This window comes from Methylosinus trichosporium OB3b, assembly GCF_002752655.1.
In the GTDB taxonomy this organism is placed as follows: Bacteria; Pseudomonadota; Alphaproteobacteria; order Rhizobiales; family Beijerinckiaceae; genus Methylosinus; species Methylosinus trichosporium.
The window spans coordinates 3,346,572-3,362,527 of the sequence record NZ_CP023737.1; the positions used below are offsets into that span (position 1 = coordinate 3,346,572).

Genomic DNA, 15,956 nt, shown 5'->3' on the forward strand with positions numbered 1-15,956 from the left:
CTATCTCCAGCTGCGCACATCGACGAAATGTCCGGCGATCGCCGCCGCCGCCGCCATCGCCGGCGAGACGAGATGGGTGCGGCCCTTATAGCCCTGGCGGCCCTCGAAATTACGGTTCGAGGTCGAGGCGCAGCGCTCGCCGGGAGCGAGGCGATCCGGGTTCATCGCGAGGCACATGGAGCATCCGGGCTCGCGCCATTCGAAGCCGGCGGCGAGGAAGATCTTGTCCAGCCCCTCGGCCTCGGCCTGCGCCTTGACGAGGCCCGAGCCCGGCACGACCATGGCGTTGACGCGTTCGCTCACCTTCTTGCCGGCGATCATCGCCGCGGCGGCGCGCAGATCCTCGATGCGGCCATTGGTGCAGGAGCCGATGAAGACGCGGTCGATGGCGATGTCGGTCAGTTTTTCGCCGCCCTTCAGGCCCATATAGTCGAGCGCCCGGGCGATGGCGGCGCGCTTGGCCGGATTGGCGACGCTGTCCGGCGTCGGCACGGCGCCGGTGATCGGCGCCACATCCTCGGGCGAGGTGCCCCAGGTCAGCGTCGGCGGCAGGCTCGCGGCGTCGAGCGTGATGATGCGGTCGTAATGCGCGCCTTCGTCGCTGCGCAGGCTGTCCCAGTAACGGCAGGCGGCGTCGAACATTTCTCCCTGCGGGGCCTTGGGCCGCCCGCGCAGATAGGCGTAGGTCTTCTCGTCCGGCGCGACGAGGCCGGCGCGCGCGCCGCCCTCGATCGACATGTTGCAGACGGTCATGCGGCCCTCGATCGAGAGGTCGCGGATCGCCTCGCCCGCATATTCGATCACATGGCCGGTGCCGCCGGCCGTGCCGATCTCGCCGATGATGGCCAGGATGATGTCCTTGGCGGTCGCGCCCTCGGCCAGCCTGCCGTCGACGCGCACCAGCATGTTGGCGGCCTTCTTCTGGATCAGTGTCTGGGTGGCGAGCACATGCTCGACCTCCGAGGTGCCGATGCCATGAGCGAGCGCGCCGAAAGCGCCATGCGTCGAGGTGTGGCTGTCGCCGCAGACGATGGTCGAGCCCGGCAGAGTGAAGCCCTGCTCGGGGCCGACGATATGGACGACGCCCTGGCGCGCGTCATGCTCGTTGTAATATTCGACGCCGAACTCGGCGGCGTTGATGGCGAGCTGCTCGACCTGCGCCTTGCTCTCGGGGTCCTCGATTGGCTTGGAGCGATCGGTGGTCGGCACATTGTGATCGACGACGGCGAGCGTGCGCTCGGGCGAGCGGACCTTGCGGCCGGAGACGCGCAGGCCTTCGAAAGCTTGCGGGCTCGTCACCTCATGGACGAGATGGCGGTCGATATAAATGAGGCACGCGCCGTCCTCCTGCTCGTGGACGAGGTGGTCGTCCCAGATCTTGTCGTAGAGGGTGCGCGGGCGTTCGGCCATTTGTCTCAATCCTCGCGACGCGGGAGGCCGGCGCCTCGGCGGTTCCGGCCTCATGCGAATTCGTCCATTGTCGGGTCCGGTTCTACCCGCAACAGGGGCGGCTTGGAATATCTAATCTCGGCGACGCCGAAGCGGGAGGCTCAACCGACGTGACAGGGTTTTCGACGACGCTCCCGGCCGATCTCGCGGCGGCCGTGGCGCGCCTCATGGATCAGCGCTCGCGTAAGGAATTGGCCGAGCGCGCGGCGCGCATCTCGGCGATCTATCGGGCCCAAGGGCGCACGGCGCAGGCGATAGCGGATGAGACGGATGCGCTCGCCTATGCGCTGACGCGCCTGCCGGCGACCTATGCCGCGACCATCGACGCGCTCGGCCGGCTCGCCGAGCAGGCTCCGGATTTTCGGCCGCGCCGCCTGCTCGATCTCGGCGCCGGCCTCGGGACCGCGAGCCTCGCCGCGCGCGAAGCCTGGCCGGACATCGAGGAGACGACCCTTCTCGACCGCAGCCGCGCCTTTCTCGACATGGCGAGGCGGCTCGGCGAGAGCGGCGTCGGCGCGCTGGCGCGGGCGCGGCTCGTCGAGGCCGATCTCGCCTCCCCGCCCGCGGAGCGTTTCGATCTCGTCGTCGCGAGCTATGCGTTGACCGAGATTGCAGAGGAGGCGCTCCCTTCGGTCGTCGACGCCGCCTTCGCGGCCTGCGACGGCGCGCTCATCATGGTCGAGCCGGGAACGCCGCGCGACTGGCGCCGGCTGATGACGGCGCGGGCGCGGCTCGTCGCCGCCGGCGCGCGCATATTCGCGCCCTGTCCGCATGAGGCGCCCTGTCCGATCGCGCCGCCGGACTGGTGTCATTTTTCAGTGCGGCTCGCGCGCTCGCGCGATCACAAGCTCGCCAAAGGCGCCGATGCGCCCTTCGAGGACGAGAAATTCGCCTATCTCGTCGCCGCGCGCGCGAGCCTGCCGGGGGCGCCCGCCGCGGCGCGGGCGCTGGCGCGGCCGGCGGCCCTCAAGCATGGATTAAGGATAAAGCTTTGCTCGCGGGCGGGAATCGACGAAGCTGTGGTCGAAAAGCGCGATAAGCGCAGATTCGGTCCTATAAAGAAAAAGGGCTGGGGCGACGCGCTCGCCCCCGAGGAAACGGCCGAGCCATGAGCATGCACAGATGACCACGCAGCGCCCGAGGGTCGCGCCCTATCTCACCGTCACGCCGGCCGCCGGCGCGATCGCCTTCTACACCGCCGCTTTCGGCGCCAAGCAGCGCGCGCTGATGCCCTCGGTCGACGGGCTGCGCATCGCCCATTGCGAGCTTGCCATCAACGGCGGCTCGGTGATGCTGGCCGATGTTTTCCCCGAGCTCGGCCACGCCCGCCCACCGCTGCCCGGCGAGCAGGTGACGGTGTCGATCAGCCTCGAATATGACCGGGCCAAGGAGGTCGACGACATCGTCGCCCGCGCCGGCCAGCTCGGCGCCAAGATCGAGACGCAGCCGACCAACTCCTTCTGGGGCACGCGCTACGCCGCGCTGCGCGACCCGTTCGGCCATAGATGGATATTGAACGCGCCGCTCGACGGCTCGCCGTCGAGCTGACGAGAGGAGCCGGGACTTGGACCGCGAGCCTTCAGGCTCGCATTCTCGAAACACCGCAAGACGACTTCGTGACCGATCCGCTCTCCGCCGCCTTCGACGCCGCCCGCGCCGCCTTCGCCGCGGACGAGGTTCCGGTCGGCGCCACGATCGTCCGCAATGGCGCGATTATTGCTGTCGCCGGCAATCGCACGCTGCGCGACCGCGATCCCACCGCCCATGCGGAAATGCTCGCTATTCGCGCCGCCTGTGCGACGCTGCGGACGGAGCGGCTGACGGATTGCGATCTCTATGTGACGCTCGAGCCCTGCGCCATGTGCGCGGCGGCGATCTCCTTCGCGCGCATCCGCCGGCTCTATTTCGGCGCGGAAGATCCCAAGGGCGGCGGCGTCGAGCATGGCGCGCGCGTGTTCTCGCAGAAGACCTGCCACCATGCGCCGGAGGTCTATGGCGGCCTGCGCGAGCGCGAGGCGGCCGAGCTGCTGCGCGCCTTCTTTCAGGCGAGGCGCTGAAGCTGGAGCCGCGTGGCCGCGCGCCGCAGCCCCAGCGCCACCTCCTCGCGGCAGGCGTCGCCGGCGGCGAAGATATGCTTGGCCTTGAACAGATCGAGCGCGAGATATTGCCGTACGGCCGGCGAGATCAGCACATCCGGCGGCTGCTCCGCCAGCATGCGGGCGCTGATGGCGTTCATCATGATCTGGCTGGCGACGATGATCGTCTCGAAAGGGGAGGGCGGCCGGCCACGCTCGCGCCCATTGCTCGAACCCGAAACATCGACCGCGACGATGATGTCGGCGAGTCCGACGAGGTGATTATAGGGGAGCGGATTCACGAGGCCGCCGTCGATGAGATAGCTGTCGCCATAGGCGACCGGCCGCACGAGGCCCGGAATCGCCATGGAGCCGGCGACCGCCGGCCGCAGCGGGCCGGAGGAGACGACCGCCTCGCGCCGCAGGCGAAAATCCGTCGCGACGGCGAGGAAGGGAATCGGCAGCTCCTCGAAGGTCGTGGGAATCCCCGGCGGCCAGAAGGCCTCGAGAAAACGCTCGGCGTCGAGCAGCGCCGGATGCGCGAAATCGGAGAAGGTTCGCACGCGTCGGCGCGCCCGCGAGCGCAAGAGGCGGCGTGCGAGCCGCATGCGGTTGCGGAACATTTCCTCCGCATGGAGACGTAGGTCGGAGCCGGAAAAGCCCGCGGCATAGGCCGCGCCGACGATGGCGCCGATGGAGGAGCCGGCGATGGCGCAGGGGCGCACGCCCAATTCGTCGAGCGCCTCGAGCACGGCGATATGGGCGAGACCGCGCGCGCCGCCGCCGCCGAGCGCCACAGCAACGCTGAAGCCGAAGGCGTTTCCCGTCTTTTGTTCCATGGGTGACGATGAACAATAATCTTCGGGCGAGCGCAATCGCCGACGTGGCGCGGTCAGGCCTAGCGCGCCCGGGCGCGACAGCTAGAGCGTTGGCTTCGGCGGCTTGCCGAGGGGGCTTGTTTTGGAAACTTTCCACAGTATTTAGGAGGCAAAATAGAGGGGTGGTGGCGCGTGATTTGCGTCGTCTCCGCGCAACGGCGTCCCCTGTCGGCAAGCCGACAACGGAGCGCTGGAAAAATTAGATTTGGTCGGGTAAGCTACTGAAATCACAGCTAGTTTACAACCTTTCCAAACTAGGTGCGGAAGATGATCGTCTGCTCTTGCAACGTGCTTTCGGATGGACAGGTCCGCGAGCTCCTCGGAAGAAGATCGGATCGGCCCAGTGTCGGGGCGGTCTTTCGTCACATGGGATGTGAGCCGCGCTGCGGCCGATGCGCGCGCAACATCAGCGCGCTCGTCGATCAGCATGCGTCGTCGCTGTCTGATCATTGCAGCGGGGCCGGCGAATGCGATAATTGTCGCGCGGACGAATTGGCGGCGTGATGTGAACGCGCCGCGATGTTGGGAAAGGGGCGCTCATGCGCGGCGACGCAAAACTACTCGAATATCTCAATCGTGGCGTTCGCGCCGAACTCACGGCGATCAATCAGTACTGGCTGCACTACCGCATTCTCGACAATTGGGGCTTCAAGGAGCTCGGCAAGAAGTGGCGCTCGGAATCCATCGAGGAGATGGAGCACGCTGACCAGTTCGTGCATCGCATTCTATTCCTCGAAGGCTTTCCCAACATGCAGAGCCTCGATCCGCTGCGCATCGGCCAGTCGGTCGAGGAGATCATCCGTCTCGATCTCGCCACCGAGATCGACGCGCGCGCCCTCTATCTCGAGGCGGCCGATTACGCGCTCTCCATTCAGGACCGCGTCAGCAAGCTGTTGTTCGAGGAGGTGGTGAAGAGCGAGGAGCGTCACATCGACTTCCTCGAGACGCAGCTCGAGCTGATCAAGCAGCTCGGCGTGCAGCTCTATTCGCAAAAGCACATGGGCGATTTGTCCTGACCCATTCGCCGACCCTCGACGCACGATCCTTCTCCCGCGAGGCGGGAGAAGGCAGCCCTCGCGTCAGGCTTCGGCTCGCCCGCTCGTGCGGCGATTCCTTCTGAGTTTTAGATGGTCTTATCGGCGGGGCCCTCTCCGATACCCCAGCCATGCAAACCCGTCTGTAAGGCACGGCTGCAGCCATTCGTTTCCTGTTGCTGACAATAACCTGCAACATCGTGGCCGGCGCGAATCAAAGCGATTCTGGACACGTTCCGGACGCCCCCAGTATAGCCCTCCAGAATACGTTGTTTCCCGGAGGGTGGGGAAAGCCTCTCGTTATGGGTGTTCCGTCAAATGGCGAACCCGCACGCGTGACGCCGAGGGCGCCCTTCAAGCAATGCCGAGGTCTCGGCATTGCTCGAGTTTCTATTTCTTTTCAGGGGAGAGCAGGTCCCGAGGTGGCTCAGGAGGCGACGGAAGGTCCTCCATTTTGATCACCTCGATTTCGCCGCTGCCGGCAAGGTAGCGGCGAATGTCACTGTCATTCGAGTAAATGCGCGTCACACCCTCGACACGCGCTATTGCTATGATTTGTCTATCGAACTTGACCTTTGCCCAGCTCGCGGAGCCTTCCTTCTTGTCGCCGGCCCGGATGGCCTCACGATGCGCCGCAGCCGCTTCAACCGCCGCCCTTTCACCAAAAGGTGCGACTCGGAAACGCGCCGACTTGTTTAAAATCTCCAAGTATTGCGGAGCGGCATCGCCTGCCCCGATCAGCGCCTCGCTCAGGGCGGGAGTCGGCACAATCACCACCTCCCGCTCTTTATCGAGTCCGCTCAGCAGGAACCGGAGCCTTTCATCAATGTCGGCATCCCCGCCCCCTTGCACCTTTGGATCAAGCATCGCCGCAAGAAACGACGTGTCGAAAATTACCGGCATTTAGAGCGGGTTCGTCATTTTCCGATTCAAGACAGGATTCCCGAATCGGGGAAAGCCTGATTCCTTGACGTCATGAGCATGACGGAGGGGGAAGATGGCTCGAGCCTACAGCCAGGATTTGCGTGACCGGGTGATCGACGCCGCGTTAAAGGGCCTTTCGGCCCGTCAGGCGGCGGCGCGTTTCGGGGTCGGCGATGCGACCGCGATCGTCTGGGTTCGCCGCGCGCGTCAGAGCGGCGAGCGCGGCGCGCGCAAACAGGGGCAGCCGAAGCGCTGCAAGCTCGACCCACACCGAGATTTCCTGCTGGCGCTGATCGAGGCGACGCCGGACCTGACCATCAGCGAGCTGTTGGAGCGGCTCCTCGCCGAACGCGGGATAAAGTCCAGCCGAGCGACGCTGTGGGGCTTCCTCGACCGCTGTGGTCTGACCTTTAAAAAAAGACCGCCCATGCGAGCGAGCAGGACCGGGAGGACGTGAGAGAGCGGCGCGAAGCCTGGTTCGACAACCAGCTCGATCTCGACCCCGAAAAACTCGTCTTCATCGACGAGACCTGGACCACCACCAATATGGCGCGCAAGAACGGGCGCGCGCCCAAAGGCGAGCGGCTGCGCGCCGGCGTTCCGCATGGGCATTGGAAGACGACGACATTCGTCGCCGGCCTGCGCCTGACCGGAATGACAGCGCCGATGGTTCTCGACGGCCCGATCAATGGCCAATGGTTCCAAGCCTATGTCGATCAGGTTCTCGTTCCGACGCTCTCATCGGGCGACATTGTCGTGATGGACAATCTGGGGAGCCACAAGAGCGCTGGCGTGCGCAAGGCCATCGAGGCGGCCGGCGCGACGCTGCTCTTTCTTCCGCCCTACAGTCCCGACTTCAACCCGATCGAGAAGGCCTTCTCCAAGCTCAAAGCTCTGCTCCGCAAAGCCGCAGAGCGGACCGTCGACGCCCTTTGGAACCGGATCGGCGCACTGCTGAAGGAGTTCTCCCCCACCGAATGCGCTAATTTTTTCGCCGCCTCAGGATATGAGCCGGTTTAAGACGAATCCGCTCTAGTGAGTTTCCCCGGCATCTTTGCGCAGCCCGAGGATGTCCACCTCGTCCCAGTCGCCGCCCGGCACGCTCCGCAGCTTCTCGACAGCGCTCAGTAGCGGCGCGTCGTCCAAGACCTCGAAATCATCGATATCGAATTGTTGCAGCACCCAAGACCCGTTCTCTTCCCGCAGCCATTTCCCGTTGCCGTAAACGCGCAGCGTGCCGCCTCGATAATGGTTAGCGAGGCGTTTCGACACCTCGAGGGTGGTCTGACAGTTATGTTCAGCGCCCTCGGCGTCCTTGATTAGCACGGGAATCGTGGAGTCGCGTCCGCCAAGTCGGATCAGCACGCCGTCGAGCGATCCGCGCTCGCGGAACGGCCCATAACGCACCGGTTTAGGACGGGTACGGCCGGGGAACGCTATCACGTTCGACCCTTCGCCCCCGCTCAACGTGGCAATCGCATTGTCCTTGGCGAGCATGGTGTCGATGGTGCGGAACGCTTTGAGGGCGTCGGTGGGAGCCCGGCCGTCAGCAACGCCCGCGATACGCTCTTCCACCTTTGGAGCGGCCGGCGCTTCCACGGTCGTGATGAGAACCGCGCTGCCAGGTTCCAGCTTTTTGAAATGCACTCGCTCTTCTTCGCCGAGCAGACGCGCCAGCTCGGCCATGTACTCGGCCAGTCGAGACATGGGCAGAGTATCGACGCTGAAAGCGTCGATTTCCAGTCGATACTCGTTAGACCCCGGCATGCGCGTTCGTTCCGTTTCCGTTCCTATAATACACCACACTCGATTATGGGGCGATAGTTATGAATTTTCCTGATTGTGGTGGTGGCGCGGCCACACCCGTTTTCGGTCATCCAACAGCGTCAATATAATGATTGATATCAGCAAGCCGGGCGGCATAACGCTGCGGAGGCTCCCGCGATCGTCAGACGGCGGCATGCTGTGAATGAACAGCGGCCGGAACGCGGGATTTCCCGCTTTCATGCGGGTGGAACGTGTGATCCGGCTTGCGCCAGCGGCTCCCGAGCGTGCTGACGGGATTTTCAATCATCCACGGCGCGCGGCTCTATTCGCAGATGCGCCGGCCGGCCTCGACCAGTTCGAAAGCCTCGGCAAGCCCGCCCATGCCATTTTCCCGAAACCAGCGCGTCCACCCGCCCCCACCCGCGTTGTGCCGGATTCCTCAGGCGGCGCCGCTGTGCTGCGGCTCCGCCGTGGCGATATGGGTCGACGCGCGCCATTCGTCGGCGAGCTTGGCCACGCCGAAGGAGAGCAGCGTGCCCAGGAAGGCGAAGCCCGCCATCGCCAGATAGGCGTGCTCGCCCATCATGGTGTAGAGCGGTCCCGACAACAGCGTGAACAGGCCATTGCCACCCGCGATCGCGGCGGCGAGCCATGCCTGCGCCTGCGCCTGACGCTCCCGGCCGCCGAGCGCGGCGAGCAGATAGGCCGGCCCGATCTGCACCGCCGCGCATGAGGCGCCGTGCAGCGCCTGGGCGAAGAAAATCCCCGCCGGGTTGAGATCGAGCGACATCAGCATCCACCGGAAAACCGCCGCGACTCCGCCGACCATGAGGAAGGACACGGCCCGCGCCTCGCCGCCGAACCAGCGTCCCGCCATCAGGAAGGCCGCGACCTCGGTCGCGAGCGCGACGACCCAGGCGAAGGCGACGAAAGTGTCGCTATGGCCCATCTGCTTCCAATGCAAAGCGCCGAAGGCGTTGACCATCGAGTGCGAGCTCTGGATGAGCGTCGCCGCGGCGATCAGCAGAATGACGAGGCCCGGCCGCTCGACGGGCGGGTTGCGGCGCAGCGCGCAGATCGGCGCCGCGTGGCGGAGCCCGATCAGAGCGGCTAGGCTCCACAGGCAGGAGAGCGCGCCGACGCCGGCGAGCAGCCAGATGATGTCCTCGCCCGGCAGCGCGCCGGCGATCGGCCCGCTGGCGGCGAGAAAGATCAGGATCGACACGGACCCCCAGCCACGCACCCAGGAATAATGCATCTGCGGCAGGCCGAGCTCTCGCCGCCGTCGCGCCTGCTCGAAGCTGATGCCGTCGGCCAGCGGCGCGATCGGCCCTTGCGCCAGCGCGACCAGGGCGACCATGCACAGAATGGCGGCGAAGCCATGTGAGAGCCCGGTCGCCGCATAGCCGGCGGCGACGCCCGCGGCGCAAGCCACCAGCATGGCGCCGTGGTCGCCATGACGATCGGCGCGGCGCGAGGCGATCAGGGTCGAGCCTATGCGGATGACCGGCTGAACGGCGAGAATGGCGGCGATCTGCAGAGCGTCGAGTCCGCGCCCCGACAGCCAGATCGAGAAGAACGGCAGCTGCACCCCGACGATGGCGTAGATCGAGGCGAACAATAGCGACAGGCGCAGCTCGGCGTGATCTGTTCCTCGCTCGATCGTCGCCGCTGCGTGGCGGCCTCGCGTCTCCGACAAACGTCACTCCATCGCCGCTGCTTTGAGAATCACGACCATGGTCGCCTGCGCCATGGTCGGGCCGATGTTGCGGATCACATGCGGACGGTCGCAGCGATAACGCAAAGTTTCTCCCGCGCGCACGATCGCTCGCACGCCCGCCACCTCGATCTCGAGCTCGCCCTCGCGCGAGGACAGGCTCTCGACCGAGCCGCGCTGATGCGCTTCCGATTCCAGCACGCCGCCGGGATCGGCGGAGAACTCATAACATTGCAGCCATTCTACGGTTTTTATCCAGCCGATGATGGCGAGGCGGCATTTTCCGTCGTCGGAGACGAGGATCGGCGTGTCCGATCGGCTCGTCTTCTCCAAAAAGGGCTCGTCCTCCGTGGTCTGCAGGACCCGCTCGATCGAGACGTCGAGCGCCTGGGACAGGCGCCAGATGGTGGCGAGCGTCGGATTGGTCTCGTTGCGCTCGATCTGGCTGATGATCGACTTGGCCACGCCCGACTGCTGCGACAGTTCGGACAGCGACAGATTATAGGCCTTGCGCAGCCGCTGGACAGTCGCCCCGAGCTGGCCGGTCAAGGCCACGGCTCCCGCCTCGAGAATTTTCTGCCGGTCGCGGCCCTCGACGCCCATGCGCTCTCCTGTAGCGAAATGCGATCGGAAAGATATTCGAAAGCGTTCGAAATATCGAACGGGAAATTCATGCTTTTGGGGTCCGAGGCGGCGGACGGAGCGACTGTCATCGTCACGCAACAAGAATCTGGTGGGAAGAAACGGCGGCAAGGGCGGCACTAGAAGAGGCGACGCGTCGAAATGACCGCAACGGATCCATCGGCCGACTCCACCGAGGCCCGGCGCTTCCGGACCTTGTTCCTGTCGGACCTTCACCTCGGCACGCGCGGGCTGCAGGCCGAGCTTCTGCTCGACTTCCTGCGGCATCACGACGCCGACACCATCTATCTGGTCGGCGACATTGTCGATGGCTGGCGGCTGAAAAACGGCTGGTATTGGCCGCAGACGCACAATGACGTGGTGCAGAAGCTGCTACGCAAGGCGCGCAAGGGCGCGCGCGTCATCTATGTGCCTGGCAATCACGACGAATTCGCCCGCGATTACACGGGAATGGTGTTCGGCGGCGTCGAGGTCACCGAGACCGACATTCACGAGACGGCCGACGGCAAGAAGATGCTGGTCATCCATGGCGATCAGTTCGACATCGTCGTCCGGCACGCGCGCTGGCTCGCCTTCCTCGGCGACTGGGCCTATGAGCTGGCGCTGTGGCTCAACATCTGGAACAATCGCATTCGCCGCCTGTTCGGCGTCGGCTATTGGTCCTTCTCGGCCTGGGCCAAGCTGAAAGTGAAGAAAGCGGTGAACTTCATCGGCGATTTCGAGGACACTCTGGCCGCCGAAGCCGCGCGTCGCGGCGTGGACGGCGTCGTCTGCGGCCATATCCACCATGCGACGATCCGCAAGATCGGCGACATGCTCTATGTCAACACCGGCGATTTCGTCGAGAGCTGCACGGCCGTGGTCGAGCATTCGGACGGAAGCTTCGAGATCATCCATTGGCACGAGACCGCAGAGGCGCAGCCGGCCGCGGCGGTCGAAGAGCGAGGCGCGATCGCCGCGCCGGCGAGGGCCGCCGCCTGATGCGAATTCTGATTGCGACGGATGCGTGGCGTCCGCAAGTGAATGGCGTCGTGCGTTCTCTCGAATCGATGGCGGGCGCGGCGCGCGCGCTCGGAGCGACGATCGATTTCCTGACGCCGCAGGATTTCGCCTCGGTTCCGATGCCGACCTATCCGGAGATCCGGCTGGCCCTGGCTTGGCCGGGAGCCGTGGCGCGCCGCCTCGGCGAAGGCTATGAGCATGTCCATATCGCGACGGAAGGGCCGGTCGGCCTCGCGACGCGCGCCTGCTGCCGGCGCCAGGGACGCCGCTTCACGACCAGCTATCACACCCGCTTTCCCGAATATATCCATGCCCGCTCGCGCCTGCCGGTGGATGTGACCTATGCGCTGCTGCGCCGCTTCCACAACAGCGGCTGCGGAACCATGGTGTCGACGCAGACGCTCGCGCAAGAGCTCGCCGGGCGCGGCTTTCGCCGGCTGATGCGCTGGTCGCGCGGCGTCGATCACGATCTCTTTCATCCCGGCGCTGCGACCGATCTCGGCCTGCCGCGGCCGATCTTCCTCTATGCCGGCCGACTCGCCGTCGAGAAGAATGTCGAGGCCTTTCTGTCGCTCGATCTGCCGGGAACGAAGCTCGTCGTCGGCGACGGGCCGGCGCGGGCCGCGCTCGAGGCGGCCTTTCCGGCGGCGCGTTTCGTCGGCGTGAAGACCAGCGCCGAGCTGGCGACGATCTACGCCAGCTCCGACGTGTTCGTCTTTCCGAGCCGCACCGACACATTCGGAATGGTGCTGCTCGAGGCGATGGCCTGCGGCCTGCCGGTCGCGGCCTTTCCGGTCGCTGGGCCGGTCGATGTCGTCGGCGGCGGCGCCGGCGTGCTGAGCGAGGATTTGCAGGCGGCCTGTCTCGCGGCGACCGAGGCGCCGCGCGCGGCGGCGCGCGATCATGCGCTGACCTTCACCTGGGAGGCGAGCGCGCGGCAGTTTCTCGACAATGTCGCCGCCGCCCATCAGGCCGGCGAGCCGGGCAAGACGGCCGAGGCGGGCAAGACGTCGTCAGCCGAACAGCCGAAGCTTTTCGTGCAGGGAGAGATGATCAAGCCGTGACAGAGCGGCGCGGCGCGGGTCGAGGATGATCGGCTCGGCGCGCGCTTCCGGCTCGCTGGGCGCGGTCTCTTCCTCTTCCGGCTGCGCCTCGGCGGCGATGTCCATGGTCCATTCCGCCTCGTCATGGGCGATATCGGCGGCGAAATCCTCGACGACATCCGCCATGAAGGTTCGGGGCGGGTCTATGACCTCGACGACGATTCCTCGCTCCGGCTCGGCGGGCGAGGGCGCCGCTTCGCTCGCGCCGCCTGCGGCGTAAGCGGCGAATTGTTCCGCCAGAGCGTCGGCCTGGGCGCAGAATGTCTCATCGAGCCCGCTGGCGCGCAGAGTCTGCGCGAATTCGCGCGCGCGCTCCGCGAGGCGCTGCGGCAAGCGCCAGTCGCCGACCGGCGCCGGGTCGGCGGGCTCCTGCTGGTCTTCCACGCGCGCGGCCGCAAAACGCTCCAGGCGATCGACCGCCTGCACCAGCCGCTCGGTCTCGGCGGCGCGCTGGCGGCGCGCATATTCGAGCAGGAACCAGCGGCCTCGCACGGTCTCCATCACGGCGGCTTCGATTCTGTCATAATCTTCCGGGTAGAGCCCGGTGGGCGGAGCCGGTAGGTTCATGAACCAATTCCTCGCGTCGCCGCGAATCGGCGCTTATTCAGCAAAGGCGTGGTTCGCGTCTTATGCAAGCCTTATTCACATAGAACAGGCGGGTCCGCGCCGAACCACGATATCGTCGCTAGGCGGCCCTGCCTGCCGGTCCGCGGGTTGGCGGCAGTATCGTGCAATCCTGGAGCGCGTTATCATGTCGCCGCGCTCATTGTCATTGATCCGACCTTTTGCGCGCGAGGCCCCTTCAGGAAATCCCCCATGAGTTCGGATTCTTACCACCTGAACCTCGAGCGTCGCGCAACTATCGACGAAGAACTGAGGCGCGTCGTCCTCGGACTTCTCGACGGGAAAATCGGCGTCATCGCCGCGTCTCGCATTTTGGCCCGACTCCGGATCGATGTTTCGACTGCTTGGCCGGAAATGGGTGAGGCGCTGAACCTTTTCGCCGCCGTCGATTCGGAAACGGATGCGCTTCCGATGGGGCCTGCGCGAGAGATGTGGACGCCTTCGGCATTGGAGAGGGAAGATCATAAGATCGCCGAAGCCGAAGCGCGCTTTCGTGACCCTGTGCGCATCGCTTGCCAGCACGTTCTACAGCTGCTCGGCGATGACGTCATGATCCTGTGGAGGCCTGTCGGGCCACGCGAGCTCGAGCTGATCTCGGCGTCCGGCATGCGAGAATTTCCGCCGCGCTTGCCCGAGCAGCCGATCTTTTATCCCGTGACCACCGAGGCTTATGCGATCAAGATCGCTCGTGACTGGAACGCTCCGCGTGGAGGCGGCTTCGTGACCCGCTTTCAGGTGCGCCGCAGCTTCATTAGCCGCTACCCGATCCATATCGCGGGCGGTCGAGAAAACATGGAGTATTGGATTCCTGCCGAAGATCTCGTGGAATTCAATGGAGCGATCGTCGGGCAGATCGAGATTGTAGCGGAGTTCCCCAACCGCGAATGAAGCTGACACCAATGGCTAGTGGTTGATCCAGCCGATTTGACAGTGCCGAAAGAGCGAGCCTTCAGGCTCGGTCTTCTGACCCTTCAATCCGGATGACGCAGGGCCCCACGTTCCATCGCGCGCAAAGTCGTCGTGGAATCGTAAGCTGGAAAAGCAGACAATGACCTTATCGGCGGAAGAGATCGAGCGTTATGCGCGTCACATCGTGCTGCGCGACGTCGGCGGGCCCGGCCAGCAGCGGCTGAAGGCGGCGCGCGTGCTCGTGATTGGCGCCGGCGGGCTCGGGGCGCCGATGCTGCAATATCTCGCCGCGGCCGGTGTCGGCGTGATCGGCGTCGCCGACGATGACGAGGTTTCGCTGTCCAATCTTCAGCGCCAGGTGATCCATGGCTCGATGGATGTCGGCCGGCTGAAGGTGGAGAGCGCGCAGGATGCGGTGGAGCGGCTCAATCCCAATGTCGTCGTCGAGCCGCATGCGCTGCGCGTGACCGCCGAGGACGCCCGCGCCCTCGTCGCCGATTACGACATCGTCGCCGACGGCTCCGACAATTTCGCGACGCGCTACATCGTCTCCGACGCCTGCTTTTATGAGAAGAAGCCGCTCGTGACCGCCGCCGTCGGCGGCTTCGACGCCTCGCTGACGACGCTGCGACCCTTCGAGACCGGGCCGGACGGCGCGCCCAACCCGACCTATCGCTGCCTCTTCCCCGCGCCGCCGCCGCCGGGCGCCGTGCCGACATGCGAGGAGGCGGGCGTGCTCGGCGCGCTCACCGGAATCGTCGGCGCGATGATGGCGCTCGAGGTGATCCGCGAGATCGTCGGCTTCGGCGAGGGGCTCGTGGGGCGGCTCGTGCTGTTCGACGCGCGGATGATGCGCTTCGAGACCCTGCGCTACGCCTATGACCCCGACAATCCGCTCTCGGGCGTCACAGCGCCGCGATGACGGCGATCTCGACCTTATAGGCGGGCGCGACGAGTTTCGCCTCGACGGTGGCGCGCGCCGGCGGATTTGCCTTGTCGACCCAGACGTCCCAGACCGAATTCATCTCGGCGAAGGTCGCTATGTCGGCGAGATAGATGGTGGCCGAGAGAATCTTGGCCTTCTCACCGCCCGCCTCGTTCAGGATCGTGTCGATGAGGCCGAGAATCTCGCGCGTCTGGTCGGCGACCGAGCCGCCCTTGGTCTCCTCGGCCACCTGGCCGGCTGTATAGATCACGCCGCCATGCACGACGGCCTTGCTCATGCGCGCGCCGGCGCCGATCCGCTTGATGGACATTGTCGCTCCCCCTGGTTGCGATGAATCGAGGCATAGGCTGCGGTGGCGGCGTGGGCAAGGGGGCCTCCTTGCGAGATCTAGATCAAGCTTGCCAGGGCGGCCGCCGTCGCGACCAGACCTCGGCGAGTCATGACTTCCAACACTTCGCGCGGCGACTGCGGCGGCATTTTTCTGCTCGTGCACAGATCGAGGAACGCGCCGAGCGCGACCTCCTCGTCGCCGGCCATCACGCTCGACAGAAACGCGTCGGGATGTTCGGCGACGAGACCGAGCGGCGAGAGCGCAGATGGAGGAAAGTCGCGTAGGTTTGCAGTCACTACGGTGGCTGCGCCGCAGTGAATCGCTGCAGCGACGACATGGCGGTCGTCGGCGTCCGGCAGAGTGACGGCTTCTATGTGTGCCTCATACCCTTCGACCAGCGCATCCAGGACATGCAAATCCATGAGACGGCGTGTGCGCTCGAGCTGCTGACGGGAAATGTCAGGTCGGTCGCGCAACAGCGACCTCATCCATTCTTCATGCACGCGCTCCGACCAATGCGCTCGAAAGAGATCCGCGAGGGCAAAATGCATCAGC

General features: G+C 65.5%; 19 protein-coding genes. 10 read left to right on the forward strand and 9 right to left on the reverse strand.

What is annotated here, in order from left to right; all coding sequences use genetic code 11:
* Complete coding sequence (leuC, locus tag CQW49_RS16020; RefSeq protein ID WP_003611727.1) at window positions 1–1,410, reverse strand: 3-isopropylmalate dehydratase large subunit; 1,410 nt, start codon at window positions 1,408–1,410, stop codon at window positions 1–3.
* Between the two features lie 149 nt (window positions 1,411–1,559).
* Here leuC and CQW49_RS16025 point away from each other — a divergent pair, with 149 nt between their 5' ends.
* The 3 genes from CQW49_RS16025 to CQW49_RS16035 all read left to right on the forward strand — a co-directional run bounded on the left by CQW49_RS16025 (window position 1,560) and on the right by CQW49_RS16035 (window position 3,506).
* A complete protein-coding gene (locus CQW49_RS16025) occupies window positions 1,560–2,561 on the forward strand; it encodes a small ribosomal subunit Rsm22 family protein (RefSeq protein WP_003611725.1) in 1,002 nt (333 codons plus the stop codon).
* 10 nt (window positions 2,562–2,571) lie between these two features.
* Complete coding sequence (locus CQW49_RS16030) at window positions 2,572–2,997, forward strand: VOC family protein (protein WP_003611723.1); 426 nt, start codon at window positions 2,572–2,574, stop codon at window positions 2,995–2,997.
* Between the two features lie 68 nt (window positions 2,998–3,065).
* A complete protein-coding gene (locus CQW49_RS16035; RefSeq protein ID WP_024749599.1) occupies window positions 3,066–3,506 on the forward strand; it encodes a nucleoside deaminase in 441 nt (146 codons plus the stop codon).
* Here the strand turns inward: CQW49_RS16035 and CQW49_RS16040 are convergent.
* Entirely contained in the window at window positions 3,491–4,363 is an 873-nt protein-coding gene (locus CQW49_RS16040; protein ID WP_003611719.1) for a patatin-like phospholipase family protein, read from the reverse strand. The genes CQW49_RS16035 and CQW49_RS16040 overlap by 16 nt on opposite strands.
* Before the next feature lie 306 nt (window positions 4,364–4,669).
* On the opposite strand from CQW49_RS16040, the gene CQW49_RS16045 reads away from it, so the two are divergent.
* Complete coding sequence (locus tag CQW49_RS16045) at window positions 4,670–4,906, forward strand: (2Fe-2S)-binding protein (protein WP_024749598.1); 237 nt, start codon at window positions 4,670–4,672, stop codon at window positions 4,904–4,906.
* Between the two features lie 35 nt (window positions 4,907–4,941).
* Complete coding sequence (gene bfr / locus CQW49_RS16050; protein WP_003611718.1) at window positions 4,942–5,418, forward strand: bacterioferritin; 477 nt, start codon at window positions 4,942–4,944, stop codon at window positions 5,416–5,418.
* 408 nt (window positions 5,419–5,826) lie between these two features.
* Here the strand turns inward: bfr and CQW49_RS16055 are convergent, their stop codons facing one another.
* On the reverse strand, window positions 5,827–6,339 hold the full coding sequence (locus tag CQW49_RS16055) for a PIN domain-containing protein (RefSeq protein ID WP_065083578.1): 513 nt from the start codon (window positions 6,337–6,339) through the stop codon (window positions 5,827–5,829).
* A gap of 94 nt (window positions 6,340–6,433) precedes the next feature.
* Here CQW49_RS16055 and CQW49_RS16060 point away from each other — a divergent pair.
* Window positions 6,434–7,380, forward strand: a protein-coding gene (locus CQW49_RS16060) for an IS630 family transposase (protein ID WP_099831807.1) whose coding sequence is annotated in 2 segments (ribosomal slippage) — window positions 6,434–6,773 and window positions 6,773–7,380 — 948 coding nt in all. Because the reading frame shifts where the segments join, the coding sequence is not laid out codon by codon here.
* A gap of 12 nt (window positions 7,381–7,392) precedes the next feature.
* On the opposite strand, the gene CQW49_RS16065 is transcribed toward CQW49_RS16060, so the two are convergent.
* The 3 genes from CQW49_RS16065 to CQW49_RS16075 all read right to left on the reverse strand — a co-directional run bounded on the left by CQW49_RS16065 (window position 7,393) and on the right by CQW49_RS16075 (window position 10,447).
* Window positions 7,393–8,127 (reverse strand): hypothetical protein, encoded by a 735-nt coding sequence (locus tag CQW49_RS16065; RefSeq protein ID WP_003611715.1) that lies wholly within the window; start codon window positions 8,125–8,127, stop codon window positions 7,393–7,395.
* A gap of 439 nt (window positions 8,128–8,566) precedes the next feature.
* Entirely contained in the window at window positions 8,567–9,826 is a 1,260-nt protein-coding gene (locus CQW49_RS16070) for an MFS transporter (protein ID WP_003611714.1), read from the reverse strand.
* A 3-nt stretch (window positions 9,827–9,829) separates the two neighbouring features.
* On the reverse strand, window positions 9,830–10,447 hold the full coding sequence (locus CQW49_RS16075) for a helix-turn-helix domain-containing protein (protein ID WP_003611713.1): 618 nt from the start codon (window positions 10,445–10,447) through the stop codon (window positions 9,830–9,832).
* A gap of 180 nt (window positions 10,448–10,627) precedes the next feature.
* On the opposite strand from CQW49_RS16075, the gene CQW49_RS16080 reads away from it, so the two are divergent.
* Both CQW49_RS16080 and CQW49_RS16085 read left to right on the forward strand, forming a co-directional pair.
* The gene (locus tag CQW49_RS16080; protein WP_003611712.1) at window positions 10,628–11,467 is read left to right on the forward strand and encodes a UDP-2,3-diacylglucosamine diphosphatase; all 840 of its coding nucleotides are present in this window, start codon (window positions 10,628–10,630) and stop codon (window positions 11,465–11,467) included.
* A complete protein-coding gene (locus CQW49_RS16085; protein ID WP_003611711.1) occupies window positions 11,467–12,552 on the forward strand; it encodes a glycosyltransferase family 4 protein in 1,086 nt (361 codons plus the stop codon). Before CQW49_RS16080 ends, CQW49_RS16085 begins: the two co-directional genes overlap by 1 nt.
* Here the strand turns inward: CQW49_RS16085 and CQW49_RS16090 are convergent.
* Entirely contained in the window at window positions 12,502–13,158 is a 657-nt protein-coding gene (locus CQW49_RS16090) for a hypothetical protein (RefSeq protein WP_003611710.1), read from the reverse strand. The two genes, CQW49_RS16085 and CQW49_RS16090, sit on opposite strands and share 51 nt — an antisense overlap.
* Window positions 13,159–13,764: 606 nt before the next feature.
* On the opposite strand from CQW49_RS16090, the gene CQW49_RS16095 reads away from it, so the two are divergent.
* Complete coding sequence (locus CQW49_RS16095; RefSeq protein ID WP_040567036.1) at window positions 13,765–14,103, forward strand: hypothetical protein; 339 nt, start codon at window positions 13,765–13,767, stop codon at window positions 14,101–14,103.
* A gap of 160 nt (window positions 14,104–14,263) precedes the next feature.
* Entirely contained in the window at window positions 14,264–15,046 is a 783-nt protein-coding gene (locus tag CQW49_RS16100; protein ID WP_003611706.1) for a HesA/MoeB/ThiF family protein, read from the forward strand.
* On the opposite strand, the gene CQW49_RS16105 is transcribed toward CQW49_RS16100, so the two are convergent.
* Both CQW49_RS16105 and CQW49_RS16110 read right to left on the reverse strand, forming a co-directional pair.
* Window positions 15,030–15,380, reverse strand: a complete 351-nt coding sequence (locus CQW49_RS16105) for a RidA family protein (protein ID WP_003611705.1) — start codon at window positions 15,378–15,380, stop codon at window positions 15,030–15,032. The genes CQW49_RS16100 and CQW49_RS16105 overlap by 17 nt on opposite strands.
* A gap of 77 nt (window positions 15,381–15,457) precedes the next feature.
* Window positions 15,458–15,952, reverse strand: coding sequence for a VapC50 family PIN domain-containing toxin (locus CQW49_RS16110; protein WP_244441290.1), 495 nt, complete (start codon window positions 15,950–15,952; stop codon window positions 15,458–15,460).
* Window positions 15,953–15,956: the final 4 nt, after the last annotated feature.

Excerpts from the sequence above, each read along its gene's own strand:
- leuC (WP_003611727.1), bottom strand. The coding sequence starts at position 1,410 with ATGGCCGAACGCCCGCGCACCCTCTACGACAAGATCTGGGACGACCAC.
- CQW49_RS16030 (WP_003611723.1), top strand. The coding sequence starts at position 2,572 with ATGACCACGCAGCGCCCGAGGGTCGCGCCCTATCTCACCGTCACGCCG.
- CQW49_RS16040 (WP_003611719.1), bottom strand. The coding sequence starts at position 4,363 with ATGGAACAAAAGACGGGAAACGCCTTCGGCTTCAGCGTTGCTGTGGCG.
- CQW49_RS16045 (WP_024749598.1), top strand. The coding sequence starts at position 4,670 with ATGATCGTCTGCTCTTGCAACGTGCTTTCGGATGGACAGGTCCGCGAG.
- bfr (WP_003611718.1), top strand. The coding sequence starts at position 4,942 with ATGCGCGGCGACGCAAAACTACTCGAATATCTCAATCGTGGCGTTCGC.
- CQW49_RS16055 (WP_065083578.1), bottom strand. The coding sequence starts at position 6,339 with ATGCCGGTAATTTTCGACACGTCGTTTCTTGCGGCGATGCTTGATCCA.
- CQW49_RS16065 (WP_003611715.1), bottom strand. The coding sequence starts at position 8,127 with ATGCCGGGGTCTAACGAGTATCGACTGGAAATCGACGCTTTCAGCGTC.
- CQW49_RS16075 (WP_003611713.1), bottom strand. The coding sequence starts at position 10,447 with ATGGGCGTCGAGGGCCGCGACCGGCAGAAAATTCTCGAGGCGGGAGCC.
- CQW49_RS16080 (WP_003611712.1), top strand. The coding sequence starts at position 10,628 with ATGACCGCAACGGATCCATCGGCCGACTCCACCGAGGCCCGGCGCTTC.
- CQW49_RS16085 (WP_003611711.1), top strand. The coding sequence starts at position 11,467 with ATGCGAATTCTGATTGCGACGGATGCGTGGCGTCCGCAAGTGAATGGC.
- CQW49_RS16090 (WP_003611710.1), bottom strand. The coding sequence starts at position 13,158 with ATGAACCTACCGGCTCCGCCCACCGGGCTCTACCCGGAAGATTATGAC.
- CQW49_RS16095 (WP_040567036.1), top strand. The coding sequence starts at position 13,765 with ATGATCCTGTGGAGGCCTGTCGGGCCACGCGAGCTCGAGCTGATCTCG.
- CQW49_RS16100 (WP_003611706.1), top strand. The coding sequence starts at position 14,264 with ATGACCTTATCGGCGGAAGAGATCGAGCGTTATGCGCGTCACATCGTG.
- CQW49_RS16105 (WP_003611705.1), bottom strand. The coding sequence starts at position 15,380 with ATGTCCATCAAGCGGATCGGCGCCGGCGCGCGCATGAGCAAGGCCGTC.
- CQW49_RS16110 (WP_244441290.1), bottom strand. The coding sequence starts at position 15,952 with ATGCATTTTGCCCTCGCGGATCTCTTTCGAGCGCATTGGTCGGAGCGC.